Origin of the sequence: Streptomyces anthophorae (assembly GCF_049310305.1) — a bacterium.
Classification (GTDB): Bacteria; Actinomycetota; Actinomycetes; order Streptomycetales; family Streptomycetaceae; genus Streptomyces.
This window is the reverse complement of the sequence record NZ_JBLWQQ010000001.1, coordinates 1,471,020-1,493,577: the sequence shown is the minus strand read 5'-3', so window position 1 is coordinate 1,493,577 and position 22,558 is coordinate 1,471,020. Positions and strand designations below refer to the sequence as shown.

23 protein-coding genes are annotated in these 22,558 nt (G+C 71.2%); 5 read left to right on the top strand and 18 right to left on the bottom strand.

Going from position 1 to position 22,558, the window contains the following annotated elements:
* The first annotated feature begins 6 nt into the window (after positions 1–6).
* The 3 genes from ACNYS0_RS06680 to ACNYS0_RS06670 are packed head-to-tail and all read left to right on the top strand — an operon-like array spanning position 7 to position 5,208.
* The gene (locus ACNYS0_RS06680; RefSeq protein ID WP_422471741.1) at positions 7–576 is read left to right on the top strand and encodes a hypothetical protein; all 570 of its coding nucleotides are present in this window, start codon (positions 7–9) and stop codon (positions 574–576) included.
* A gap of 13 nt (positions 577–589) precedes the next feature.
* Positions 590–2,503 (top strand): DUF6519 domain-containing protein, encoded by a 1,914-nt coding sequence (locus ACNYS0_RS06675; RefSeq protein ID WP_422471740.1) that lies wholly within the window; start codon positions 590–592, stop codon positions 2,501–2,503.
* 50 nt (positions 2,504–2,553) lie between these two features.
* Positions 2,554–5,208, top strand: coding sequence for a vWA domain-containing protein (locus tag ACNYS0_RS06670; RefSeq protein ID WP_422471739.1), 2,655 nt, complete (start codon positions 2,554–2,556; stop codon positions 5,206–5,208).
* 66 nt (positions 5,209–5,274) lie between these two features.
* Here ACNYS0_RS06670 and ACNYS0_RS06665 read toward each other — a convergent pair whose 3' ends face one another.
* The 10 genes from ACNYS0_RS06665 to ACNYS0_RS06620 form a co-directional block, all read right to left on the bottom strand.
* A complete protein-coding gene (locus tag ACNYS0_RS06665; protein WP_422471738.1) occupies positions 5,275–5,565 on the bottom strand; it encodes a hypothetical protein in 291 nt (96 codons plus the stop codon).
* Between the two features lie 51 nt (positions 5,566–5,616).
* Complete coding sequence (locus ACNYS0_RS06660; protein WP_422471737.1) at positions 5,617–6,576, bottom strand: amino acid ABC transporter permease; 960 nt, start codon at positions 6,574–6,576, stop codon at positions 5,617–5,619.
* Positions 6,573–7,217: an amino acid ABC transporter permease gene (locus tag ACNYS0_RS06655; RefSeq protein WP_422471736.1), complete on the bottom strand. Its 645-nt coding sequence runs from the start codon at positions 7,215–7,217 to the stop codon at positions 6,573–6,575. The genes ACNYS0_RS06660 and ACNYS0_RS06655 overlap by 4 nt, the downstream gene beginning before the upstream one ends.
* 7 nt (positions 7,218–7,224) lie before the next feature.
* Positions 7,225–8,100, bottom strand: a complete 876-nt coding sequence (locus ACNYS0_RS06650) for a glutamate ABC transporter substrate-binding protein (protein ID WP_422471735.1) — start codon at positions 8,098–8,100, stop codon at positions 7,225–7,227.
* A 23-nt stretch (positions 8,101–8,123) separates the two neighbouring features.
* On the bottom strand, positions 8,124–8,906 hold the full coding sequence (locus ACNYS0_RS06645; protein WP_422471734.1) for an amino acid ABC transporter ATP-binding protein: 783 nt from the start codon (positions 8,904–8,906) through the stop codon (positions 8,124–8,126).
* Between the two features lie 46 nt (positions 8,907–8,952).
* Entirely contained in the window at positions 8,953–10,434 is a 1,482-nt protein-coding gene (tcuA, locus tag ACNYS0_RS06640) for an FAD-dependent tricarballylate dehydrogenase TcuA (RefSeq protein WP_422471733.1), read from the bottom strand.
* A gap of 249 nt (positions 10,435–10,683) precedes the next feature.
* Positions 10,684–11,334 carry a GntR family transcriptional regulator gene (locus ACNYS0_RS06635; RefSeq protein ID WP_422471732.1) on the bottom strand — a complete coding sequence of 217 codons (651 nt, stop codon included), beginning with the start codon at positions 11,332–11,334 and terminating at the stop codon, positions 10,684–10,686.
* A gap of 200 nt (positions 11,335–11,534) precedes the next feature.
* Positions 11,535–11,969 (bottom strand): DUF2267 domain-containing protein, encoded by a 435-nt coding sequence (locus ACNYS0_RS06630; protein WP_422471731.1) that lies wholly within the window; start codon positions 11,967–11,969, stop codon positions 11,535–11,537.
* 85 nt (positions 11,970–12,054) lie between these two features.
* Positions 12,055–12,450 (bottom strand): DUF2267 domain-containing protein, encoded by a 396-nt coding sequence (locus tag ACNYS0_RS06625; RefSeq protein ID WP_422471730.1) that lies wholly within the window; start codon positions 12,448–12,450, stop codon positions 12,055–12,057.
* Positions 12,451–12,606: 156 nt separating this feature from the next.
* On the bottom strand, positions 12,607–13,038 hold the full coding sequence (locus ACNYS0_RS06620; protein ID WP_422471729.1) for an Hsp20/alpha crystallin family protein: 432 nt from the start codon (positions 13,036–13,038) through the stop codon (positions 12,607–12,609).
* Positions 13,039–13,241: 203 nt separating this feature from the next.
* On the opposite strand from ACNYS0_RS06620, the gene ACNYS0_RS06615 reads away from it, so the two are divergent.
* Entirely contained in the window at positions 13,242–13,901 is a 660-nt protein-coding gene (locus tag ACNYS0_RS06615) for a type III effector protein (protein WP_422471728.1), read from the top strand.
* Between the two features lie 22 nt (positions 13,902–13,923).
* Here the strand turns inward: ACNYS0_RS06615 and ACNYS0_RS06610 are convergent, their stop codons facing one another.
* From ACNYS0_RS06610 to ACNYS0_RS06590, 5 genes are all read right to left on the bottom strand, one after another.
* Entirely contained in the window at positions 13,924–15,108 is a 1,185-nt protein-coding gene (locus tag ACNYS0_RS06610) for an SfnB family sulfur acquisition oxidoreductase (protein ID WP_422471727.1), read from the bottom strand.
* A gap of 5 nt (positions 15,109–15,113) precedes the next feature.
* Positions 15,114–15,668, bottom strand: a complete 555-nt coding sequence (gene ssuE, locus ACNYS0_RS06605) for an NADPH-dependent FMN reductase (protein WP_422471726.1) — start codon at positions 15,666–15,668, stop codon at positions 15,114–15,116.
* A 61-nt stretch (positions 15,669–15,729) separates the two neighbouring features.
* On the bottom strand, positions 15,730–16,947 hold the full coding sequence (locus tag ACNYS0_RS06600) for an acyl-CoA dehydrogenase family protein (RefSeq protein ID WP_422471725.1): 1,218 nt from the start codon (positions 16,945–16,947) through the stop codon (positions 15,730–15,732).
* A gap of 48 nt (positions 16,948–16,995) precedes the next feature.
* Positions 16,996–18,111, bottom strand: coding sequence for a dimethylsulfone monooxygenase SfnG (gene sfnG, locus ACNYS0_RS06595; protein WP_422471724.1), 1,116 nt, complete (start codon positions 18,109–18,111; stop codon positions 16,996–16,998).
* 155 nt (positions 18,112–18,266) lie between these two features.
* Positions 18,267–18,350 carry a putative leader peptide gene (locus tag ACNYS0_RS06590; protein ID WP_361066375.1) on the bottom strand — a complete coding sequence of 28 codons (84 nt, stop codon included), beginning with the start codon at positions 18,348–18,350 and terminating at the stop codon, positions 18,267–18,269.
* Positions 18,351–18,487: 137 nt separating this feature from the next.
* Here ACNYS0_RS06590 and ACNYS0_RS06585 point away from each other — a divergent pair, with 137 nt between their 5' ends.
* Complete coding sequence (locus ACNYS0_RS06585) at positions 18,488–19,411, top strand: LysR family transcriptional regulator (protein ID WP_422471723.1); 924 nt, start codon at positions 18,488–18,490, stop codon at positions 19,409–19,411.
* 12 nt (positions 19,412–19,423) lie between these two features.
* On the opposite strand, the gene ACNYS0_RS06580 is transcribed toward ACNYS0_RS06585, so the two are convergent.
* Genes ACNYS0_RS06580 through ACNYS0_RS06570 form a run of 3 tightly spaced genes read right to left on the bottom strand, consistent with a single transcriptional unit; the run spans position 19,424 to position 22,535 of the window.
* Entirely contained in the window at positions 19,424–20,338 is a 915-nt protein-coding gene (locus tag ACNYS0_RS06580; protein ID WP_422471722.1) for an MBL fold metallo-hydrolase, read from the bottom strand.
* Positions 20,335–21,675 (bottom strand): MFS transporter, encoded by a 1,341-nt coding sequence (locus ACNYS0_RS06575; protein ID WP_422471721.1) that lies wholly within the window; start codon positions 21,673–21,675, stop codon positions 20,335–20,337. The genes ACNYS0_RS06580 and ACNYS0_RS06575 overlap by 4 nt, the downstream gene beginning before the upstream one ends.
* Positions 21,672–22,535: an alpha/beta hydrolase gene (locus ACNYS0_RS06570; protein ID WP_422471720.1), complete on the bottom strand. Its 864-nt coding sequence runs from the start codon at positions 22,533–22,535 to the stop codon at positions 21,672–21,674. Before ACNYS0_RS06570 ends, ACNYS0_RS06575 begins: the two co-directional genes overlap by 4 nt.
* Positions 22,536–22,558 lie beyond the last annotated feature (23 nt).

Below are 22,558 nucleotides of genomic sequence, written 5' to 3'. Positions count from 1 at the left end.
AAGCCGATGAGGACGAATCCCGAAGCCCGCAGCGAGTACACCACTGGAGACGAAGGCCTCCACGGACGGTTCCGTGATGTGCTGTACGCCGCCGACAACAGCCTCGCGTGGGACCGCGGTTGGCTGCGCAACACGATCGTCACCGACTGCCGCCGGCTGCTGGCCGGATTCGTCCGCGGCACACCCACCACCTCCGAGGCCACCATCGGCCTCGCGGTCGGCGCGGGCCTCGCCGCCTGGGACGGAAGCGGCCCGCCGAACCCCTCACCGGCACAGACCGCGCTCGTCGACGCCCACCCGCACCTCGTGCCGCGCGCCCAGCTCCAGATGGACTTCATCAACCCGGCCAACGGCACGATCTCGGCGCAGCCGACCGGCACCCTCCAGCTCAAGGCCACCCTCGGCCCCGGCACACCTGCCTGGCCCGACGCGTTCCACGCCACCAGCACACTCCGCGAGTTCGGCCTGATGGCCCGGCTCAACGGCACCGACATCCTCATCAACTACCGCACCCACATCGCCATCGCCAAGGACCCCGCCAGCACCCTCGAACGCACCATCTGGCTGGTCTTCTGAAGGAGTCGACCCCATGGCCACCATCACGCCCAGCACCTTCGACCCGCTGCTCGCCCACGTCAACGTCCGGCTCCAGCAGGGTGTGCCCATCGTGGACGCGGACTGGAACCTGCTGGACGACATCCGCAAGTTCGAACTGCGCGCCTTCCTGAAGTGGTACGTCGGCGACGGTGTGCCGGACGGGAACGACGGCTATCGGATCACCGGCGGCCTGACCAACGGGAACGACTTCACCGTCCGCGCCGGAACGCAGGGCCCGGCGGGGACGCTCTCCAACCCCGAGACCGCGCTGCGGCAGGTCGGCCGCTTCCTCGTCGACGGCCTCGACGTCCTGCTCAAGGCGGACCTCGCCTTCACCGCACAACCGCTGCACCAGAGCCAGCCCGGCTCGGCGACCCTGGCCGCCAAGCTCGGCGTCCCGGTCGTCGCGCCGCTCACCACGCCCGGCCCCGACCAGCAGGTGCTCGTGGAACTCGACGTGTGGGAACGCCTGTTGACCCCCGACGAGGAACCGAAACTGGTGCACGCCGGTCTCGGTGTCGAGACCTGTGCGCGCACCCGCCGCGAGTGGGTCGTCCGCGCCTACCCGATGTCCCTGCCGGGCGCGCACCTGCCGGGACACTCGTACGCGACGTTGGCACTGATCAACCGCCCCGGCGGGCAGGCGGTCATCGCCGACGCCCAGATCGTCGACCGTCGCCAGCGCCGGCTCCTGCTGCCACCGGCGAGCCTGATCACGGACGTGCTCGGCGTCGACCCGTACGAGTACCGGGCCGGTGCGGGCCGACCGCCGATCAGCGTGCGCGACGCCGTGAACGCCCTGCTGGCCGGGCAGTTGCCCACCACGGCCGACCTGCCCGTCTCACCGGGCCCCGGCACGGACACCATCCGGCGCGCGTTCGTGCTCGACTCCCTCAACGGCCTCGCGGCGTTCTGGTTCTCGCCGCGGGTGGGCAGCGTCAACCAGATCTTCGGCACCCGGCTCGACCTGGCCGCGCCCGAGGCCGGATTCCAGTCCGCGGTGGCCGTCACCAGTGGCACCACGCATGTCGAACCCACGGTGGTGCCACTGCCGGGCGGCGAATTCGTGGTCGCCTACCAGAACGGTCTCCAACTGAACGCCACCACCGACGTCGTCTTCAAACGCGCCACCCTCGCAGGCCTGCCCGGCGCCCCGGAACAGACCCTGTCGGCGACCACGGGCACGGCCGACGAGATCCCGTTCGGCGTCCTGACCGGCGACATCGTCACGTTCTTCATCCGGCAGGCGGCCGGAAACGGCTGGTTCTTCCGCCGCTACCGGCACACTGACAGCACGTTCGTGGACGCCTCCCCGGTGGCGCTGCCGGCTCCGGCCGTGAGCGGAACGGGCGGTGGCCTGCATGCCGCGGCGGCCGGGGGAGTGGTGTGGTTCGCCTACGTCACCACCGCGGGCAACACCATGACGCTCGGCCGCCTCACCCCCACCGCCGCGGCGGGATCGGCCGTCGACCACATCATTGCGACCCCGCTGGCCGGTGCCGAGCCCTTCGTGGTCGGCGTCAGCGGCACCGAGGCGATGGTGTTCTACAAGGACACCCAGCTCAAGGTGGTGAGCGCCGCGGGCGGGACCTGGCAGACCGGCTCGATCGTCACCGTCCCGGGCAGCGACACCGACATCCAGCCCGCCGCGGCCCGGGACGCCAACGGGACCGTCTATCTGCTGGCGGCCCGGAACGTCGTCGGAGCCGGCAACGAGATCTTCCTGCGCCGACGCGATCCGGCCACCTCGGTCTGGGGCTCGGCCCAGCAGGTGATCTCCAACCCGGCGAACGACCAGAACCCGCACCCGGTGCTCGTACCGGGCCAGGGGATCTGGGTCCTGTGGCGAAGCGACCGGAGCGGCGACTTCGACCTCTTCGCCAAGCGCATCGTCACCGCCATCTAGGGGCCCCAGGCCCTGACCCGTACCGAACAGCACCCGCGAAGGAGCAGACCGTGCCCGTCATCTCACCGAACACCTCGGCAGCCCTCGCCTACACCATCCAGGGATCGAAGGCGTTCGTCGTCGACTCCCAACTCGACTTCAACAACGTCCCGCGCGCGTTCACGATCACCTACCCCGACCCCGCGCCGGCCGGACTCCTCCTCCAACTGGTCCGGGTCACCGCGCCCGGCGGGTCGGTGGACCTCGACGCCCTCGCGACCGCGGGGACCGTGGACAGCGCGAGCATCCCCGGCCGCGACGTCAGCGCCAGTCGCAGCACCAACAGCGGCGTCACGTCCCTCACCTGCAACATCCAGGACCCGTCCGAGGCGGGTGTGCTCGACGAGCAGTACCAGGTACGGGCCTCGGTCGCCGTGCCGATCACCTGGACCTACGGGGTCGACAACCAGTTCAACTCCAACGTGATCAGGGTCGTGTGCGACCCGGTCGCCGCCTACAACGGGCTTCCGACCACGCTCCTCGAGAAGCAGTTCCTGACGGTCACCGCGGAGGGCGCCGCGGGCCCCGCGGCGACGCCGACGGTCGTCCGCAACACGGATGTCGCGAACGGCCTCGTGCTCGCCGCGCCGGAGCCGACGTACCGGTTCGGCCACCTGGGCTCGGTCGCGATCCAGGGCCTGCCCTCGGCACCGCGGAACAGCCAGACGTATCAGCTGGTCGACGCGTTCGCGAACCCCGTGCCGCTGCCGGGCGTCTACGGAGACACACCGGTCACGTTCACCGTCGACGTCGTGTTCCCCAACATCGGAGGTGCGGCGTTCCTGACCAACCACGGCACCTTCGACACGTCGATCGACTCCCGGCCGCAGCGCGTGCAACTCATGCTCGACCGCTCCGGCAGCATGGGCGCCGAACACCGCTGGGACAACGCGAAGACGGCCGCCCGCGTCTTCATCAACTTCTTCGGGGAGTTCCGTGCGGGCGTCAACGCCCTCGACCGGATCGGGGTGACCGTCTTCGAGGACCCCAACTGCGCGTTCCGCAGCTCGAATCCGGCGGGCCCGCCGTTCATCACCGACGTCATCCCGCTCGACACCCCCGACAACGTGGCCAACGGAGATCTCGGGCCCGCGGTCTTCGGCGTGCCCGGCAGCTGCACCCCGATCGGCGACGGCCTCTTCTTCGGCCTGCGGAAGCTTCAGGAGCAGGGGTTCCCGCCGAACGTCCGCTTCACCGCAGGGCTCGCCACCGACGGCGACGAGAACGCCGGAATGATCAAGATCGGCCCCGGTGCGGCCCCCGGCAATCCCCTCACCTTCGAGCAGGCCAAGCTCGACCCGGCCATCAACCAGATCACCGGGCCGACGACCGACCTCAACCTGTTCACGATCGCACTGGGTTCGGCGCCGAACTTCACGGTCCTCAACAACCTGGTCGCGGCCGGGCACTTCGTGGCCGCCCTCAACGTCGGCAACCTGATCAACGCCTACGCGACGATGTTCGGCCTTTCGCAGGAGGCCAGCAAGTTGCTGACCCGGTTCACCCAGGCGGTCGGCGGCACGCCGCCGCCGTCCCCGACGGAGATCTTCTTCGACACCACCCAGGCCCAGCGCTTCGGCGTCGCGATCCTGAAGCTCCTCGACCCGCCGACGCCCGCCGATGCCATCGACCGGGTGGAGATCGCACGGTTCGACGGCACGAAGTTCCAAGTGGAATCCATCGTGCCCAAGGAGTTCGAGGGCCACTTCTACCTCGGAGTGCCGAACGCGAGCGCGTTCAACGGCGGCAGCGCGACCTGGCGGGTCCGGCGGTTCAGCGGCCCGACGGTTCGGCCGATCGCCCTGGAGGACGTCTTCGCCTTCGAGGACCTGCACATCAAGTCGACCCTGTCCCTCGACGAGAAGGACTACAGGACCGGCGACGAGATGCGCCTCGCCGTGGAGATCCGCCGCGACTTCGAGCCGGTGCGGGACGCCACCGTACGCGCCGTGCTCGACGCGCCGGCCGAGGGCGCCGGGTCGTTGATGGCGGCCCTCGACCCCGACGACATGCAGCGGCAGCAGCGCAGGAACCGCGACCGCAAGGACCGCCCGAGCGGCCGGGACGTACTGATCGACGCGGTCCTCGCCAAGTACGACTGGGACGGGCTGCCCCGCTGCAACCCCGACCCCGGCGGCCTGTTCGTCGACGGCACGGACCTGCTGCACGACGAGGACGGCGACGGCATCTACACCAACACCTTCGCCAAGGTGCACACCGAGGGCGTCTACAACTGGACGGTGTTCGTCAGCGGCACCGACCCCGACGGCAACCCGTTCAGCCATCGCCTCGACCAGTCCACCCTGGTGACCATCGGTGTCAGCCGCAGGGCCACCACGATCCGCAAGGAGACACTGAAGGACCAGCCGCCCTCCTTCACCGCCGTCAAGGTCACCATCACACCGCAGGACGACTTCAAGGGACTGCTCGGTCCCGGCTTCGACGACACCGTCATCTGGGCCGTCACCGACGACTGCGTGTTCGAACACGTCAAGAACCACGAGCCGCCCCCGGTCAACACCGACGGCACGTACACCCGCACCGTCGTCTTCCGCCGCGGCCGAAGGCCCCAACTGCGCGTCTCGGTCAACGGCGTCGTCCTCCCGAAGATCGACCTGGCCGGTCCGCCCCACACGAGTACGGACTTGGAGGGGGCGCACGCCTGACCGACCGGACTCGAACGGGCCCTCCGGGGACGGATCGTCTTCGGAGGGCCGGGCTCATCGTGTGCGTCAGACCTCGCAGAACCCGAGCCCCTTGAGCGCCTCGTTGATCTGCTTGCCCTGCGCCTCCGTGGTCGTTACGTCCTTGTACGTGAAGCGCTGAGAGGCCAGCCGATCCGGCCTCTTCACACCCTCGCCGAAGGCGCTGCACTGGTTGCGTGCGGCGTCGATCGCCTTGTCCTCGTACGTCACGACCGCCGGGTTGGCGGCCGCGAGCGCACGGAGCAGCGCGGCGCGCTTGGCACCGGTCGGCTCCGGCGGGATGACGAGAGGACTGCCCCCGGGCTTGGCCTGCTCCATTTCGGCGAAGCTCGGCTGCGGATCGAGTGGGCCGTGGGTGGTCGGCCCGGATCAGCGCATCGCGGACACCGGCTCCTCCGCCGCGGACGGCACCGTGCGGCCGGAGCGGCGGCGTTCCCGGGTCTCCAGGCGGCGTGCGGCGGCGGTGAGGGCGACGTTGACCAGCATGAAGACGAGGGAGGCGACCACGTAGGCCTGGAGCACCGAGGCGCTGAAGTACTGACCGACGATGGTGGCGCTGCGCAGCATCTCGATGTATCCGCCGAGCACGAACGCCAGGGCGGTGCCCTTGAGGAGGATCACCAGCTGGCTGACGAGGGCCGGGCTCATCGCCCGCAGCGCCTGGGGGAGGACGACGTACCAGGTGGTGCCGGCCCGGCTGAAGCCGAGGGCGAGGGCCGCCTCCGACTGGCCTCTCGGCAGCGCCCGGATGCCGGCCCGGACGATGTCCGCGATCGCCGCGCCGTTGAACAGGGTGAGGCCGACGACCAGGAACCAGAAGTCGGACAGGCGCAGGCCCCAGGACGGCAGGACGAGCGAGAGGAAGTACAGCAGCAGGAGCAGCGGGACGCTCCGGAAGAGTTCGACCGCCGTGCGGACCGGCCATCTCACGGCGCGGCGGCGTGCCAGCAGGCCCAGGCCCAGCACGATGCCCATCACCATCGACAGCAGCATGCCCGCGAGGGCCGCGCGCAGGTTGTTCAGCAGGCCCTCGCCGAGGAACAGCCACAGCCGATGGTCGGCGAAGGGCCGCCACGCCTGCGCGGAGAGCTCGCCCGCCGCCGCGCAGCGGTGCACGGCGTACGCGAGCAGCCCAGCGAGGGCGACACAACTCAGCGCTTCCAGCACGCGGTTGCGGGCCGTCGTGCGCGGGCCGGAGACATCGGCGAGGGGGCTCGCCGGGGTCGTCGTGCGCGGGCGACGGCTGCCGCTTCCGTGGGCCGCTGTCGCAGGCGCCTGGCGGCCGGGGCCGGGGAGCGCCTGCCGCTCCGATAGGTTGTCGGTGCTCATCGCTGGAACGCCACCCTCTTCTCCAGGTTGTCGACGCCCGCGCCCAGGGCCACACCCAGCAGGACGTAGGCGATGACGGCGCCGCCGAAGACGACGAACGTCTCGGCCTCCTCGACCGCCACCTTGTTGGTCATGAACGTGAATTCGGCGACGCCGATGACAGCGGCGACCGAGGTGTTCTTCATCATCGTGATCAGCACCGACCCCAGCGGCTGCACGACGGCGGAGAACGCCTGGGGGAGGACGACGAAGCGCAGCAGGCGCAAGGGGCCGAAGCCGAGCGCGCGGGCCGCCTCCACCTCGCCGCGGGGAATGGTGTTGATGCCCGCGCGCACGGTCTCGGCGACGAAGGCGGCGGTGTAGACGATCAACACGATGACCGCCGAGGTGAACAGGGGATAGCTGATGCCCAGCACCGGCAGCCCGAAGACGAAGAGCACCATCTGCATCGGCAGCGGCACGTTCCGGAACACCGTCGTGTAGGCGAGGGCCGCCGCGCGGGCGGGACGCAGGGCACTGAGCGCCAGCGCGGCAAGCACCGTTCCGACGGCGAGGGAGCCGAGCGCGGCGAGGACGATGAGCAGCAGGGTCATGCCGAACGCCTCGGCGAACTCGGGCGCGTGGTCTACGAGTACGGTCATCTGGGGCTCACAGGGTCGTTTCCGGCGGGGACGGTGAGACGTGGGTGACCTTGCCGACGGTGTCGCGGTAGGCCTGTCGCCAGCGGCCGTCCTCGGCGATCCGGTCGAGGAACGCGTCGAGGTGGCGGTGGAGCGCACGGTCGCCCTTGGGGAGGCCGACGGCGACCTCCTCCGGTTCCAGATGGCCGGGGACGACGGCGAGCCCGTCCGGGTTCTGCTGCTCCAGGCCGATCAGGATGGACTCGCTGGTGACCATGGCGTCCACGCGGCGGTCCTTGAGCGCCTGCGCGCAGTAGCTGTACGCGCTGAACTCCCGGAGTTCGGCGCGGGGCGCGAGGTGGGGGAGCACCTCGGCCGAGGTGGAGCCCTGTGCGACGCACACCGGACGGCCGTTGAGGTCCGCCGCCCCGCGGATGGACCGGTCGCCCTTGCGGGTCATGATGGAGATGCCCGTGTCGAAGTAGGGCCCGGCGAAGGCGACCTGCTTCTTGCGCTCGTCGTTCACCACATAGCTGGCGAGCACCAGGTCGACCTTGCCCTGCTGGAGGAAGGCCTCCCGGTTGGCGGTGACCGTCTCGACGTAGGTGATGTTCTCCTTGCTGCCCGTCAGGTCCTCGGCGATGAGGCGGGCGATCTCGATGTCGAAGCCCTCGGGTCTACCGGTGAGCGGGTTGAGCAGGCCGAACGCCGGCTGGTCGTACTTGACGCCGACGATGAGCCGGCCGCGCTTGCGAATCTTGTCCATCGTGCTGCCGGCCGGGAAGGCGCCGGCCTGTGCCGCGGTGTTCGGCGCGGGATCGTCGCTGGTGGAGCATCCGGTGCTCAGGGAGGCTGCCAGGACGAGACCGAGGACCGCGGCCGCCGTGCGGGTGGTGCTGCGCATGGTGCGGCTCCTGGGGCGTGCGGTCAGTGGACGGAGGACAGGAAGGCGCGTGCCCGTTCGCTCTTGGGAGCGGTGAAGAACGCCTCGGGTTCCGCGGTCTCGACGACCCGTCCTGCGTCCATGAACACGATCCGGTCGGCGCAGTCGCGGGCGAAGCTCATCTCGTGCGTGACGACGAGCATGGTGGTGCCCGCCTCCGCCAACTCCCGCATGGTGGAAAGGACTTCGCGGGTCATCTCGGGGTCGAGGGCCGAGGTGGGCTCGTCGAAGAGGAGCACCTTGGGCTCCATGGCCAGAGCCCGGGCGATCGCGGCGCGCTGGCTCTGGCCGCCGGAGAGCTGGGCGGGGTAGGAGTGGACGCGGTCGGCCAGCCCCACCCGGCCGAGGAGGTTCTTCGCCCGCTCCTCCGCCTCCGCCCTGCCGAGCCCGAGGATGCGCCGGGGCGCGAGGGCGACGTTGGCCAGGACGGTCTTGTGCGCGAAGAGGTTGAAGGACTGGAAGACCATGCCCACTTCGGCGCGGAAGCGGTACAGCTCGCGGCCCTCCAGCGGCTGCGGGCGGCCGTCGACACGTATCTCGCCCTCGTCGACGGCCTCCATCCGGTTGATGCACCGGCACAGCGTGGACTTCCCGGAGCCGGAGGGCCCGAGGACGACGACGACCTCGCCCCGGTCGACGGTCAGGTCCACGTCGGTCAGCGCCTGGAAGTCGCCGAACCTCTTTCCCGCCGACAGGACTTCGACGAGGCTGCGCGCGGGCGCGGGGTCCTTCGCGGCTGGGGATGGTGCGGGTGGTGCGGTGCTCATCGTCCGTCCTCCTTGACAGTGATGGGGCACGGGGCGTGGGGAGACCTCAGCCGCGGTCGGCGACGGCGGCGCGGCCGGCACGGCGGCCGAAGACGGACCCCGCCGTCAGGCCGGAGCCGCCCGGGTAGTTGAAGTAGAAGAGCCCGCCGACCAGTTCACCGGCCGCGTAGAGACCGGGCACCGCATGCCCGGAGGTGTCGAGGACCCGGGCCTGCGCGTCGATCCGTACGCCGCCGAAGGTGAAGGTGATGCCGCAGGTCACCGGGTAGGCGTGGTACGGGGCGGTGTCGATCGGCTGCGCCCAGTTGGACTTGGGCGGGGTGACGCCGACGGTCCGCTTGCCGTCCTTGACCGTGGGGTCGAAGGGGTCGTCGGTGACCCCCGCGTTGTACTCCTTCAGCGTGGCGAGGAACTGGGCCTGGTCGACGCCGATCAGCTCCGCGAGCTCCTCGAGGGTGTCGGCGGTGTGGTGGGTGACCCCATCGGACAGGTACTCCTCGGGGCGCAGCAGCGGCGCCGACGTGGCGTCGAAGATCTGCACGGCGGTGCTGCCGGGCTGCTTGAGGATCTCCGCGCCGTACTTGGCGTAGGTGTAGTTGCGGAAGTCCGCGCCCTCGTCGACGAAGCGCCGGCCCTCGGTGTTGACGACGACCCCGAACGGGTAGCCGCCGCGCGTCAGTTGGTTGGTCAGCTCCAGATCGCCGGTGGCGGGGGCGCCCGCGTCCCAGGCGACCGAGTGGCAGCCGCTCCAGTTGCCGTAGGGCTGCGCGCCCGCGTCCAGCGCCATGCGGATGCCGTCGCCCGTGTTGTACGGCGTGCCGCGGACCAGCGCCAGGTCCCAGCCGGCGCCGAGGTAACCGGCCCGCATCTGCGGATTGGCCTCGAAGCCGCCGCTGGTCAGCACGGTGGCGCGGGCCCGCAGTTCCTCGGGCCCGTCCGCTCCGGCGACGGTCACCCCCGTCACCTCGCCCGCGTCCCCGGTGAGCAGTCCGGACACGCGGGCGTCGAAGCGGACGGTGACGCCACCGGCCTCGGCGGCGGCCAGGTGCTGGGCGATCATGCCCTTGCCGCCGCCCACGACGCCGACCGCGAGGCCGCCCCAGAAACGGAACCGTCCGTCGACCTCGTACGCCTGGCGGTGGTACATCAACTCGAAGCGCAGGCCGGTGCGGTGCAGCCACTCGATGGTCTGCCGGGACTCGGCGGCGAGGATGCCGGAGAGCTCCGGGTCCGTGCGCCCCCGGGACACGCGCTGGAGGTCGGCCGTGAAGTCCTCCGCGGTGTACGGGGCGAGGTCGGTGCGGCCCTGCCGGTCCTCCGTCATCCCCTCGACCAGCGGACCGAGGTCGTCCAGGCCGCCGTGGACGGTGCGCATGGCGCCGGCGGTGAAGTACGAGTTGCCGCCCATCCAGGCGCGGGGGGCCTTCTCCAACAGGAGTACGCGACCACCGTCCTGCGCCGCCGCGTGCGCCGCGCTGAAGCCGGCGTTGCCGCCGCCGACGACGATGACGTCCCACTGCTCGCTCATTGGTACCTCGTTCTGTGCTGGGCCGGTGTGCTGCTCGGGCGCTTGTCGGAGTGCTCGCACGTGTCGTGGAGAACGCCGTCACGCTCGTTGCATACCTTTGTATGCAACGAGCGATAGTTGTATGCCCAAGCGTGCGGGGGGCGCAAGGGGGCTGCACCGAATTCGAGGTGGGGAGGCCGGTCCGCGGGTCGGGCGGCGCCCTGAAAAATGCGACGGCGGCCCGGCATGTCGCCGGACCGCCGTGGAGGGTCAGTGGCGGCCGTGGCCTTCGGCTTCCTCCGCCGCCGTGTACATCGCCAGCCGAATGTCGCGGGCCGCCGCCATGTGCTCGGCCGCGATCCGTGCCGCGTCGTCCGCGCGGCGCTCTCGTACGGCCGCGAGCAGGTCCGCGGTCTCCCGCAGGACGGCTTCCCACCTGCCCGGGTGGCTCAGCGTCGTCTGCGGGTAGCGGCGCAGATGGTCGCCGAGGCGGTCCAGCAGATCGATGAGGGTGGGGCTGTGGCTGGCGTCGCGCAGCCGCTCGTGGAACACGCGGTTGGTGCGGGCCTGTTCGGCGTGGTCGTGCGGGGCCACGCCACGCATGTCCTCGTACGCCCGCTCCAGCCGGCCGAGGTCGAGCGGAGTGTGCCGCAGGGCCGCGCCGCGGCCCGCGGACTCTTCGAGGATGATCCGCACCTCGTAGATGTCGAGGATCTCCTCGGGCCGGTGCAGCCGGACGTGCATCTGCCGACCGATCCGCTCCACCAGGCTGTCCTGCTCAAGGCGGCGCAGTGCCTCGCGGATGGGTGTGCGCGACACTCCGTAGCGTTCGGCCAGCGCCGCCTCGCCGAGATGCTCGCCGGGCGGAATGTCCCCCGCCACGATGTCGGCACGCAGACGGTCGTACGCCGAACCAGCCACCGGTGCTCCTAGCCCTCTCCTTGACATGGGTCCGAGCCCACCGGGCGGGGACCGCGCGGTGACTCAGCAGTCATTGTGCCCTCATGCCGAGGCGCCCGGAGTCCCGGGCGCACGTCATCACGCCGGTCCGCGCCGAGAGCGGCACGCTTGCCCTCGGTCGGCCGCCGCACCCGCTGGTTCCGCCGGAAGGTGCGGTTCGTTCATGCGGCTTGGGTGAGTTCGGCGCGGCCGAACAGCAGCGCGTAGCCAGGCGGGAGTTGGTGAAGGATGCGGGTGACGAGATCGGGTCCTGCGCAGTCCGCGACGGCGGAGAAGACGGATCCGGTGTCCCAGCGGGTGGTGGCCAGGGAAGCGCCGGTGCGGGCGGCGAGGTCCTTGACGAAGGCCCAGCCGCCCAGCGGCTGGAGCGCGGGCATCTGGGCGGTGAGGATGCGGGCGGCCTCCAGGGGGAGGCAGGCGGCCAGATCGACACGCTCGTCGCCGGTCAGTTGGCGTCCCAGTCCGGCGAGCACGAGGCGGACGGCTTCCTCGGCCTTCTCGCGGGTGGGGTAGGCGCCGTCGTAGCGGACCTTCTCCAGCATGTGTTCGTACGCCTGACCGTAGGGCTGCTGAAGCGGTCTGCTCTGGTGGGTCATCACTGCGAGGGTTGCCTTTCTGTCGCTGTCGTCGTCGCTGTCGATGTCGCCAAGGTGAGGTGGCCCGTACGCGGCCACCCGGGGGTCAGGTGGGCCGGGGGCGGCCGAAGAGGAGGTCGTACCCGGCGGGGAGTTGGAGCAGGATCTCGTCGAGGAGGGCGTCTCCGGCGGCGTCGGCGGCCGTGGACAGGACGGCGCTGACGTCCCACGCGGCGGTGCGTTCCGTCGCGCCCTCGATCCAGGCCGCGGTCGCGCGCACGAACCGCTCCGGAGAGAGGGGCTCGGCGCTTTGCAGCGGGTTGAGGAGGATCAGGGCGAAGCCGTCCGGCAGGCGCGCCGCGAGTTGGGCCCGCACCTCGCCGACCAGATGTGCGCCCAGCAGGGCGAGCACCACGCGGGCCGCGCGGTCGGCTTCCTGAAGGGTGGCGTAGTCGCCGCGTTCCTTGACGTGGTCGAGGAACGCCTCGCGTCGCATCGTCACCGTGGCCGTCACCCCTTCCCGGGGCCGGGCGGCTGCCTCGGCCCGTAGGGCTTCCTCGATCCGCGGGGCGCGGAGGGCGGGCGAGGGGGAGATCGGATACCCGCCCTCCGGCGCCGTTGACGCTCGTCGATCCGGGGCAGTGCCCGCGGGGTCGACTCAGCCCGAGATCTCCTTGCGGCTCGAACCGGCGCCGATGGAGATCTTGCGGGGCTTGGCGCGCTCGGCGATCGGGATGCGCAGGGTGAGCACACCTGCGTCGTAGTCGGCCTGGATGTGCTCGGTGTCCAGCGTGTCGGCGAGCACGATCTGGCGGGAGAAGACGCCCAGCGGCCGCTCCGACAGCTCCATCTGCACGTCGTCGGCCTTCTCCACGGGGCGGCGCTCGACCTTGACGGTCAGCATGTTCCGCTCGACGTCGATGTCGATCGCCTCGGCGGTGACGCCGGGGATGTCGAAGGCCACCACGTACTGGTCACCCTCGCGGTAGGCGTCCATCGGCATCGGGGACGGCCTCGACCAGGTGCCTGGCTCCATCAGCCGCTGCGTCAGCCGGTCCAGCTCACGGAAGGGGTCAGTGCGCATCAACATGGTGAGAACACCTCCAGCGGTTCGGGCAGTTGCTGCCAATGCGCTGCACTGACACTGTTGTAGCATGTCGTCCAATGGATGACAAACACAGTGTCGTCGAATGGATGACATGCCGGACGGGCTGCTGGGCAACCGGCCAGTCGTCCAGCCGGACGGCCGACCGGCCGACCAGGTGACCAGGTGACCAATCAAGGGAGGTGCCCATGACCCAGGCCGAACAGTCGGCATCGTCCAGCGCCGACGCACCGGGCCCGGCGTCGTTCCTCGCCGCCGCCGCGGCTCTCGAAGCGATCGACGACGCGCTGCACACCGCCGGGCGCGAGGTCCCGGGCGGCGCCGAGACGCACGACGTCGGCGCGGCTCAGGCCCTGGCCTCTCTGCTGCTGTTGCGGCAGGTCCGCGAGCAGCTCGCCGGGTGGGAAACCGGGCTGATCGAAACGGCCCGCCAGGCGGGTGCCAGCTGGGCCGACCTCGCTCACCCGCTCGGCGTCGCCAGCCGCCAGGCCGCCGAGCGCCGTTACCTGCGGGGGCAGCCCGGCCCCTCGGGAACCACCGGCGAACAACGCGTCCAGGCCACCCGCGAGCGCCGCGCCGCCGAGCGCACCACCGCCACCTGGGCCCGCCGCCACGCGGCCGACCTGCGCCGCATCGCCGGCCAGGTCACGGCCCTCACCGACCTGCCCACGGCGGCCCGCAATCCGCTCAGCCGGCTCCACGAGGCCCTCGCCGACAACGACCCCGCCGCGCTCATCCACCCCCTCAACGCCACCCGCCCCCACCTCACTCCCGGCCACGCCGACCTCGCCGCGCAGCTCGATGCCCTGACGAACCCCGATCCCGGGGCGGACCCGGAAGCCCGCTAGCAAGGCGACTTCCGCCGGGTGGTCAGAGCAGTCCGTGACGGGGCGGCAGGGTGCCGTTGAGCACGTACCGGCCGATGTGCTGGATCTTCCAGCGGGTCGGATCGTGCAGGGTGTGGGTGCGGGCGTCCCGCCAATGCCGGTGCAGGTTGAGGGAGTCGAGCGCCGAACGCGTTCCTGAGACCTCGAACAGTGCGCTGGTCACGGACACCGCCGCCTCGGCCGCCCGCACCTTCGCGGCGGCCACCGCGATGGACGCCTCGGCGGCGGACTCGTCCGTGAGGTGACCACGGGCCTCGTCGACCGCCCGGGCGGCTTCGCGCAGCAGCGCCACGGCCGCGCGCTCCTGAAGGGCGAGCTCGCCGAACCGCTGGATCAGCAGCGGCTCCTCGGCGGCGGTGTCGAGCCCGCTCTCGAACCAGGGCCGGCTCTTGGTCCGCACGAACTCGGCCGCCGCGTCCAGTGCTCCCCGGGCGATGCCGACGTCGATGGCCGCGTGCAGCAGCTGTGCCACCGCACCGTGCAGTTGAGGCCCCTGGAACGTCAGGTGGTGCGGCAGGACCCGGTCGGCGGGCACCACGACGCCGTCCAGCCGGACGGTGCCGCTCGCGGTCGTCCGCTGGCCCATGCCGTCCCAGTCGTCGATCACCGTGAGCCCGTCGGCCTCCCGGGGGACGTAGGCGACATGCGGACGGTCGTCCTCGGTCAGGGCGAGGACGGGGATCCAGTGGGCGAACAGGGCGCCGGTGGAGTAGTGCTTGTCACCGGTGAGCAGGTAGGAGCCGTCGGGCCGGGGCGTGAGGCGGGTGCGGATGTCCTGGACGTGCCGGGTGCCCGCCTCGGACTGGGCGTTGCCGAAGCGGCGCCCGGCGAGGAGCTCGGCGAAGAAGAACTTCTGCTGCTCCTCGTCGCCCTGCCGGCGGATGACGTTCGCGTACACGAAGTGGCTCTGCGGGATCTGCGCGAGGCTGCTGTCCGCCGAGCCGAGCAGCCGGAAGATCTCCGCGAGGGTCAAGGAGCCGACGTCGGCGCCGCCGTGTTCCGCGGGGACGGTCACGCCGAGCAGGCCGGACTCCGACAGCCGGTCCAGTTCGGCGGTGGGGAGCCTGCGTGCCGTGTCCCGTTCGGCGGCCCCGGTGCGGAACTCGTCGGCGAGAGCCGTGGCGACGGCGAGGGCTTCGGCGTCGCCGGTGATGACATGTGCGCTCATCGGGGTCAGCCCGCCGCGGCCAGGACGGGGCGGTGCCCGAGCGCGGCCGAGAACTGGTCGACGATCGGATACAGGGCCTCGGCGACGGCCGGTGCGAGGGCGAGCGTGCCGTCCTCGCGCACCGAGATGTCCTTGTCGAGGGTGAACCAGCCCTGCACGATGTGGGCCGCGCCCATCGAGGACAGCACCGGACGGAGCGCGTAGTCGATGGCGAGGACGTGGGCGACCGAGCCGCCGGTGGCGAGCGGCAGCACGGTCTTCCCGGCGAGCGCGTACTGCGGGAGCAGGTCGAGCAGCGCCTTGAGGACGCCCGAGTACGACGCCTTGTAGACCGGCGTGCCGACGATGACGCCGTCGGCGTGGGCGAACAGTTCACCGGCCTCGACGATCGCGGGATGGCGCGGATCGGCGCCCAACAGTGCCTCTGCCGGGACGGTACGGACGTCGAAGGGGATCACCTCGTGTCCCTGAGCGGCCAGCTGCCGGTCGAGATGGCGCAGGAGGCGGCCGGTGCGGGAGGTGGCGGAGGGGCTGCCGGAAACGGAAAGGACGGTGGCCATGGGGCTGCCTCTTTCTGGGAGCCCGGGCGCCCGTGCGGGACGGGCGCCCGGAAGGGAGCGGTCAGGAGTACCAGGTGGGTTCGGGCAGCTCGCCCTCCAGGACCCAGCGGCCCACCTCGCGGCGCTTGTAGGCGACGGGGTCGTGCAGGGTGTGGGTGCGCACGTTGCGCCAGAAGCGGTCCAGGCCCTCGGTACTGGCGGTGGAGCGGGCGCCGGTGACCTCGAAGATCCGGTTGCCGACCTCCAGGGCGACATCGGTTGCCCGCGCCTTGACCGCGGCGACGCGCACCTCGAAGGCGCCGCGGATCTCGGGGGTGACCGCGTCCGGGTCGTCGTGCAGCCGCTGCCCTTCGGCGGCGACCGCGTCGGCCAGCGCCTCGGCCGCCCACAGCTTGGCGGTCAGGTCGCCGTAGATGTCGATGACGTACGGCTCGTCGACCGCGCGCTCGTACCCGCCGTGCAGCCAGGAACGGGACTTGGTGCGCGTATAGGTGGCGGCGGTCTCCAGGGCGCCGGCCGCGACGCCGAGGTAGAAGCTGACGAACACGAGCTGGATGGTGGGGACGTTGAGGGTGTTGTAGACGCGCGGCTGGAATTCCTTGTCCACGTAGCCGGCCGCCGAGGCCCAGGGGGTGCGGACGCCGTCGAGGGTGACACCGCCGCTCTCGGTGAGCCGCTGTCCGATGTTGTCCCAGTCGTCGTGGAAGGTCAGGCCCTCGCTGTCGGACGGGACGATCGCGAAGACGTGCTTGTCCGTGCCCTCGAAGACACCTTCGAGGACGGTGACGTCGGAGACCCTGCTGCCGGTGGAGAAGGACTTGCGGCCGGTGAAGACGAGGTCGTCCCCGTCCTCGGTGACGACCACGTCCTGGTCGCGCGGATTGACCGCGCCGCCGAAGAACCACTGGTTGCGGGCGGCCTCGGCCTCGACGTGCTCCCACTGCTCGCGGGTGCCGACCAGCCGGGCGGCCCAGTTCCACAGGTAGTGGTAGCCGAGGAGCTGGGCGATGGAGCCGTCGGCCTTGGCGACCTCGCGCACCACACGGTAGGCGGTGGTCCAGTCCTGCCCGGCGCCCCCGTGCTCGGCGGGACCGAGCAGGGTGACCAGGCCGGAGTCCTTGAGGAGCCGCACTTCCGCGTGGGGAGTGGCGCCGGCCCGGTCGCGGGCGGCTGCGTCGGTGGCGAGGACGGCGGAGACCTCGGCGGCGCGGGCGATCCACTCCTCGGCGCTCGCGGGGGCGGGCCGGGTGTGCCAGTCGGTGGGTGTGGCGGTGCTCATGGGGTTACCTCTTTCACGGTGCGGTGCGGTGCGGCGGTGTGAGGCGCGTCAGGCGAGGGCGGACTCCGGTTCGGCGTCCGGGAGTTGGGCCTCCAGCTCGCGTACGAGGGGGAGCACGCGCTTGCCGAAGTACTCGACCTCCTCGTGGTAGTGCAGGAAGCCGAGCAGCAGGAGGTCGACGCCGAGCCGCTTGTAGGCGACGATGCGTTCGGCGATCTGCTCGGGGGTGCCGATCAGGCCGGTGCGGAAGCCGTCGTTGTACTGGACGAGGTCCTCGAAGCTGGAGTCCTGCCACATGCCCTTGCCGTCGGAGGTGGACCGGCCGGCCTGTTTCACGGCGGCGCCGAAGCCCTCGACCGCCTCGGTGTCGGCCTTGGCGACGATCTCGCGGAGGGTGTCGCGGGCCTCGGCCTCGGTGTCGCGGGCGATCAGGAAGGCGTTGAGGCCGAACTTCGGTGGCGTGCGGCCGACTTCGGCGGCGGACGTGCGGACGTCGTTGATCTGCTCGATCACCCCGTCGAAGTCCTTGCCGTTGGAGAAGTACCAGTCGGAGACCCGGCCCCCCATGGCGCGGGCGGCCGTGGAGTTGCCGCCCTGGAAGATCTCCGGGTGCGGTCGCTCGGGGGTGTTGAGCGGCTTCGGCTTGAGGGAGAAGTCCCGCAACCGGTAGAAGTCGCCGGCGAGTTCGGTGTGGTCCTCGGTCCAGGTCTGGCGCAGGGCGCGAATGAACTCCTCGGCGCGGCGGTACCGTTCGTCGTGCTCCAGCCAGGGTTCCCCGAGTGCGGTGAACTCGCCCTTGAACCAGCCGGATACGACGTTCACGGCGAAGCGGCCGTTCGACAGGTGGTCGGCGGTGGCGCCGAACTTGGCGAGGACGCCGGGGTGCCACAGGCCGGGGTGGACGGCGGCGATGACCTTCAGGCGCTGGGTGGCGAGCAGCAGGGCGAGGCTGAAGCTGGTCGACTCGTGCTGGAACTCGGCGCCGTAGCTGGCCATGTAGCGGACCTGGCTGAGCGCGTATTCGAAGCCGTTGTTCTCGGCGAGGACGGCGAGTTCGCGGTTGTATTCGTACCCCCAGTCGGTGCGTTGCTCGATCGTGCTGGTGACGAGTCCACCACTGACATTGGGGACCCAGTACGCGAATTTCACGGGCGCTGCGGACATCGCGGAACTCCTGGTGCGGAATGTTTTCGGGCACGCCGAAATGGACGGTCGTGCACGTGCATACGAATGAGCCGTGAACGGGCGCGGCGACGCCGCGAGGGACGCGCGGGCAGGCCCGGTTCAGGCGGTGAAGGGAGTGATCTGCGGCGGAGTGGTCAGGCCGCGGCGCAACAGGAGGCGCTGGAGACGCGTGCGAGGTCGACGTGGCGTCGCCGCGTGAGGTCCAGTCGCTTCTTCATGCCGTTGATGGTTGCAGCAGCCGTGGAGAACCGTCAAGGAAAACCCGACCGTTCTCGTATCGCGGACCATTGAATTTCACGAAGGTGTGACAGGGAAATCCTTGAACACCCCTCGAATCCCGACGCATTCTTCCGGGATGCGGACCGAACAGCTGGAATACATCACGGCCGTCACCCGGCTCGGCTCGCTGCGCCGGGCGGCCGACGAACTGCGCCTGTCGCAGCCCGCGCTGAGCGAGACGGTGCGGAACCTGGAGCGGGAACTGGGCGTCGCCCTCCTGGAGCGCAAGCGCACCGGGGCGACGATGAGTTCGGCGGGGCAGGAGCTGATGCCGCACATCGTCGGCGTGCTCGAGGCGGTGGACCGGCTGCGAATGGCGGCGGGGGAGCAGCACCGCCTCAGCCGGATGGTGCGCGTCGGCACGGTGAACGCCGCGACGGTCCCGTTGCTCATCCCCGTACTGCGGGAGTTCCGGGCCACGCATCCGCTCACCCAGGTCGAAGTGGTCGGCGCGCGGCAGACGGAGATCCAACGAGGGCTCGCCGAGGGCGGCTTCGACCTGGGTCTGGTCAACCATCTCGACGGCGACGACCTGCCCGCAGGTTTCGAGGCCACCGAACTGCTGCGGGGGCGACCGGTGGTGTGCGCACGTCCGGACCGGCCGCTGGCGGCCCTGGACGAGGTCTCCGTGGACGACCTCCTCACCGAACCGCTGATCGCGATGCGCACCGGCTATGTGATGCACCGCTACATACATCGCGTGCTGGCGGGCCGTACTCCGGTGTTCTCGTACTCGACCGACGGTGCGGAGATGGGCAAGTTGATGGTCGCGGAGGGGCTCGGGGTCACCGTGCTGCCCGACTTCAGCGTGGTCGGCGACCCACTGGAACGCAGTGGCCGGATCGTCTGCCGCCCCTTGGCCGATGACTCCGCCAGGGTGCTGCTGATGCTGCAACGCCGGCGGACGCAGTCCGTGTCACGGGCGGCCGGCGAACTGCACGAGACGTTCGTGCGACGAGCCCGGGAGCTCGGCGAGCCCGTCCACGGCGTGATCAAGTAGGTGGAGAATGCGCTATCCGGCGCCGCCCGCCACCCCGAACCGGCCCGGTCGACGGAGGTCGGTGGCAGGGGTGAAGGCGAACCCGGAGCCGGCGCGGCCGACGCGACCGGCGGACGGGGCGGCGAAGTGTGCGGGCAGCATCGCGGTGCCGGTGTCGGCCAGCCAGTCCAGCGTCCGCCTTCGGGTGTGCGCCGCGAGGTCGGGGTCGACGCAGTAGCGGGTGCTGGTGTCCGGGTCCATCAGCTGGAGCGGGTGGTGGAGGATGTCGCCGGTGAGCAGCATCCGTGCCCGGGAGCCGGTGACCAGGACGGCCGTGTTGCCGGGGGTGTGGCCCGGTGCCGGGCACAGCCGCACATGGGGACCGAGCTCGGCGTCCGGGGGTGTCAGGTCCAGCAGGCCCGCCTCGGCGACCGGTTCGATGCTGTCGGCGAGGTAGTCGCCGGTCCGGGTCATGGCCGCGGCCCCCGCCTCCGAGCGCCAGTAGTCGTACTCCGCGGCGGTCAGGATGTGCCTGGCCTTCGGGAAGGCCGGTTGCCAGCGCCCGTCCGACCACTTCGTCGCCCAGCCGACGTGGTCCACGTGCAGATGGCTGAGGACGACCGCGGACACCTCGTCGGCGGCCACTCCCGTCGCCGCGAACCGCTGCCACCAGCCGCTGTCCTGCCGGTCGAACTCCGGCCTGCCCCGCTGTTTCCCGTCGCCGACGCAGGCGTCGACCAGGATCCGCTCGTGCGGGGTGACGACGAGGAAGGCCTGCATGGTGTAGATCAGCTGTCCGCGCCCGGGGTCGTACCAGGGGTCCTCGGCGGCCCAACCAGAAGGACCGAGCGGGTGGTTGGGGAAGAACTCCACCGGGTCGATGAGCAGCCGCGGTGTCTCCACGATCGGAACCACCGCCACGTCACCGAGATCGAACCAGTCACTCATCGCGCCGTCACTTCCCGCGTCTTCCGTTCCGTGTCCTCGCCCCTGTCGGTCCGCTCCGCCCCGCGCGACAGCCGCCACAGCACCGCCGCGCTCACCGCCGCCACCACTACCGGAATCGCGGTCAGGAGCACGATGTCGTCGCCGGGGAGCGAGAGCGCGAGCAGGGCGCCCGCCGCCGCGGGACCCACGATCGAGCCGACCCGGCCCAGGGCAGCGGCCCAGCCCACTCCGGCGGTCCTGGTGGCCGGCGGGTACATCGCCACCGCGAGGGTCAGCTGGCCGATCTGGCCGGCCGTGACACCCGCACCGGACCCGGCGAGCGCGAGCAGCAGCGCGGTGTGGTCCGTTCCGACGGTCGCCGCGACGACCATCGACACCGCGCCGATCGCCGGCATCACCATCAGGGCGAACGTGATCCCCTTACGGGCGGCGAGCAGGAGCAGCACGATGCCGCCGATGACTCCGCCGAAGCTCAGGAAGGCCAGGCCGATCGGGGCCCGCGAGGCGGAGAAGCCGTACTCGGTCAGCAGCGTGGGCACCCAGGACTGGAGGGTGTAGCTGGCGATGAAGACCAGGAAGGCGAAGGTCCACAGCAGCAGGGTGGCGGCGCGCAGTCCGGGGGCGAACAGCGCGCCGACCCGTGCCTCGCGTGCGGCGGTCGCCGGATCGTCGGCTCCGGGAGCGGTCGCCGTGCCGACCGCGGCCAGGGGCGCCGGTGCGGCCGGGAGCCGGCGGATCATCAGCGCGGCCAGCAGCAGCGGCAGCGCGCCGCCGATCCAGAACACCCCGGTGGTCCCGACCGACGCCAGCAGGCTGCTGCCGAAGACACCGGCGACCGTTCCGCCGAAGGCGAGCCCGAGGGTGACCGTGACGGAGACCGACTGCCGTTGCCGGTCCGGGTGGTGTGCGGCGGCGAGGGAGACGGCGCCGGGCAGGACCACACCGAGCCCGAGGCCCGTGATCAGCCTGACCGTGCCCAGCGCCGTCAGTGACTGCGCGGGCAGCACCAGGGCGGTGACCAGCGACCCCGCGGCGAACAGCAGGGTCCCGGAGATCAGCATCCGGCGCAGGCCGAGGCGTACCGCGAGCCTGCCCGAAGCCAGGTAGCCGAGCACCACGCCGATGTTGGTCAGCACCACCGCCGGGGTGAAGTCGGCCGAGGTGACACCCCAATGCTCGGCCAGGGACGGCAGGACGAAGGAGAGCGACGCGGAGTCGAATCCGTCCAGTAGCACCGCGAGAAAGGCAAGTCCCACCACGTCGAAGCGCATCCCGCGAAAGCTCGTCAGGACGCCGCCGCGCCCGCTCCCCGGCGCCGTACGCGCGCCGTCCCTCATCGGGAGCCTCCGAAGACGACCTGGTGCGCGGCCTCGAACAGCTCCGACTCCGGGTCGGCGAAGGCCGTGCCGGTGCCGATGTGGTCGGTCCCGGTCAGCGCCACGGTCACCGGCGGCCGGCCCGCGGCGGCCAGGGCGTCGGCGAGCAGCCGTCCCTGACGGGTCAGCAGGAAGTCGTCGTCCGCCTTGCGGTTGGGCTCCGGGTCCCCGAAGGAGACCACCACCCGCTCGGGCCCGCGGCTCACCCGCAGCGCGGGGCTCAGCCGCACGGCCTCCGCCGGGTCCTCGACCATGTCGCGCAGATCGGTGGGCGCGCTCATGCACACGGTGCCCGCCACCGGTCCTGGGGAGCTGTCGGTCAGCGTGACCATCGCGGCGAGGTGACCGCCCGCGGAGTGCCCGGCCACGGTGATGCGGTCCGGGTCGCCCCCGTAACGGGTGGCGTTCGCGCGCGCCCACTCCACCGCCACGGCCGCGTCCGTGACCGCGTCGGCGATGGTGTGTCGCGGTTCGAGCCGGTAGCCGAAGGACATGAAGACCGCGCCGGCCTCCACCCAGGGGCCGGCGAGGTGGTCGTAATAGGCCGGGTGGCCCTCGCGCCAGCGGCCGCCGTGGAAGTACACGATGACGGGGCGGTCCGGGGAGCCGGTGCCGGGCGGCCCGGCGTGGTAGACGTTCACCAACTGGTGTGCGTCCGGGCCGTACTTGAGGTCGATCTCGTGGGGCACCCGCGAGCGGAGTTCCCGGCGGCGGTGTGCGGCCTGCCGGTAGAAGCCCGGCCAGTCGGGGTGGTAGTCCTCCGGGCGCCGACAGGTGAAGAACTCGCTGGTGTCCGCCGGACGGACTGCTGTTCCGGCCACTGCGCCTCCTCGTCATCGCCGGC

What these genes read in the sequence shown, in the direction of transcription:
- ACNYS0_RS06680 (WP_422471741.1), top strand. Translation starts at nt 7, where the DNA reads ATGAGGACGAATCCCGAAGCCCGCAGCGAGTACACCACTGGAGACGAA.
- ACNYS0_RS06675 (WP_422471740.1), top strand. Translation starts at nt 590, where the DNA reads ATGGCCACCATCACGCCCAGCACCTTCGACCCGCTGCTCGCCCACGTC.
- ACNYS0_RS06665 (WP_422471738.1), bottom strand. Translation starts at nt 5,565, where the DNA reads ATGGAGCAGGCCAAGCCCGGGGGCAGTCCTCTCGTCATCCCGCCGGAG.
- ACNYS0_RS06660 (WP_422471737.1), bottom strand. Translation starts at nt 6,576, where the DNA reads ATGAGCACCGACAACCTATCGGAGCGGCAGGCGCTCCCCGGCCCCGGC.
- ACNYS0_RS06655 (WP_422471736.1), bottom strand. Translation starts at nt 7,217, where the DNA reads ATGACCGTACTCGTAGACCACGCGCCCGAGTTCGCCGAGGCGTTCGGC.
- ACNYS0_RS06650 (WP_422471735.1), bottom strand. Translation starts at nt 8,100, where the DNA reads ATGCGCAGCACCACCCGCACGGCGGCCGCGGTCCTCGGTCTCGTCCTG.
- ACNYS0_RS06645 (WP_422471734.1), bottom strand. Translation starts at nt 8,906, where the DNA reads ATGAGCACCGCACCACCCGCACCATCCCCAGCCGCGAAGGACCCCGCG.
- tcuA (WP_422471733.1), bottom strand. Translation starts at nt 10,434, where the DNA reads ATGAGCGAGCAGTGGGACGTCATCGTCGTCGGCGGCGGCAACGCCGGC.
- ACNYS0_RS06630 (WP_422471731.1), bottom strand. Translation starts at nt 11,969, where the DNA reads ATGACCCACCAGAGCAGACCGCTTCAGCAGCCCTACGGTCAGGCGTAC.
- ACNYS0_RS06620 (WP_422471729.1), bottom strand. Translation starts at nt 13,038, where the DNA reads ATGTTGATGCGCACTGACCCCTTCCGTGAGCTGGACCGGCTGACGCAG.
- ACNYS0_RS06615 (WP_422471728.1), top strand. Translation starts at nt 13,242, where the DNA reads ATGACCCAGGCCGAACAGTCGGCATCGTCCAGCGCCGACGCACCGGGC.
- ACNYS0_RS06610 (WP_422471727.1), bottom strand. Translation starts at nt 15,108, where the DNA reads ATGAGCGCACATGTCATCACCGGCGACGCCGAAGCCCTCGCCGTCGCC.
- ssuE (WP_422471726.1), bottom strand. Translation starts at nt 15,668, where the DNA reads ATGGCCACCGTCCTTTCCGTTTCCGGCAGCCCCTCCGCCACCTCCCGC.
- ACNYS0_RS06600 (WP_422471725.1), bottom strand. Translation starts at nt 16,947, where the DNA reads ATGAGCACCGCCACACCCACCGACTGGCACACCCGGCCCGCCCCCGCG.
- sfnG (WP_422471724.1), bottom strand. Translation starts at nt 18,111, where the DNA reads ATGTCCGCAGCGCCCGTGAAATTCGCGTACTGGGTCCCCAATGTCAGT.
- ACNYS0_RS06590 (WP_361066375.1), bottom strand. Translation starts at nt 18,350, where the DNA reads ATGAAGAAGCGACTGGACCTCACGCGGCGACGCCACGTCGACCTCGCA.
- ACNYS0_RS06585 (WP_422471723.1), top strand. Translation starts at nt 18,488, where the DNA reads ATGCGGACCGAACAGCTGGAATACATCACGGCCGTCACCCGGCTCGGC.
- ACNYS0_RS06580 (WP_422471722.1), bottom strand. Translation starts at nt 20,338, where the DNA reads ATGAGTGACTGGTTCGATCTCGGTGACGTGGCGGTGGTTCCGATCGTG.
- ACNYS0_RS06575 (WP_422471721.1), bottom strand. Translation starts at nt 21,675, where the DNA reads ATGAGGGACGGCGCGCGTACGGCGCCGGGGAGCGGGCGCGGCGGCGTC.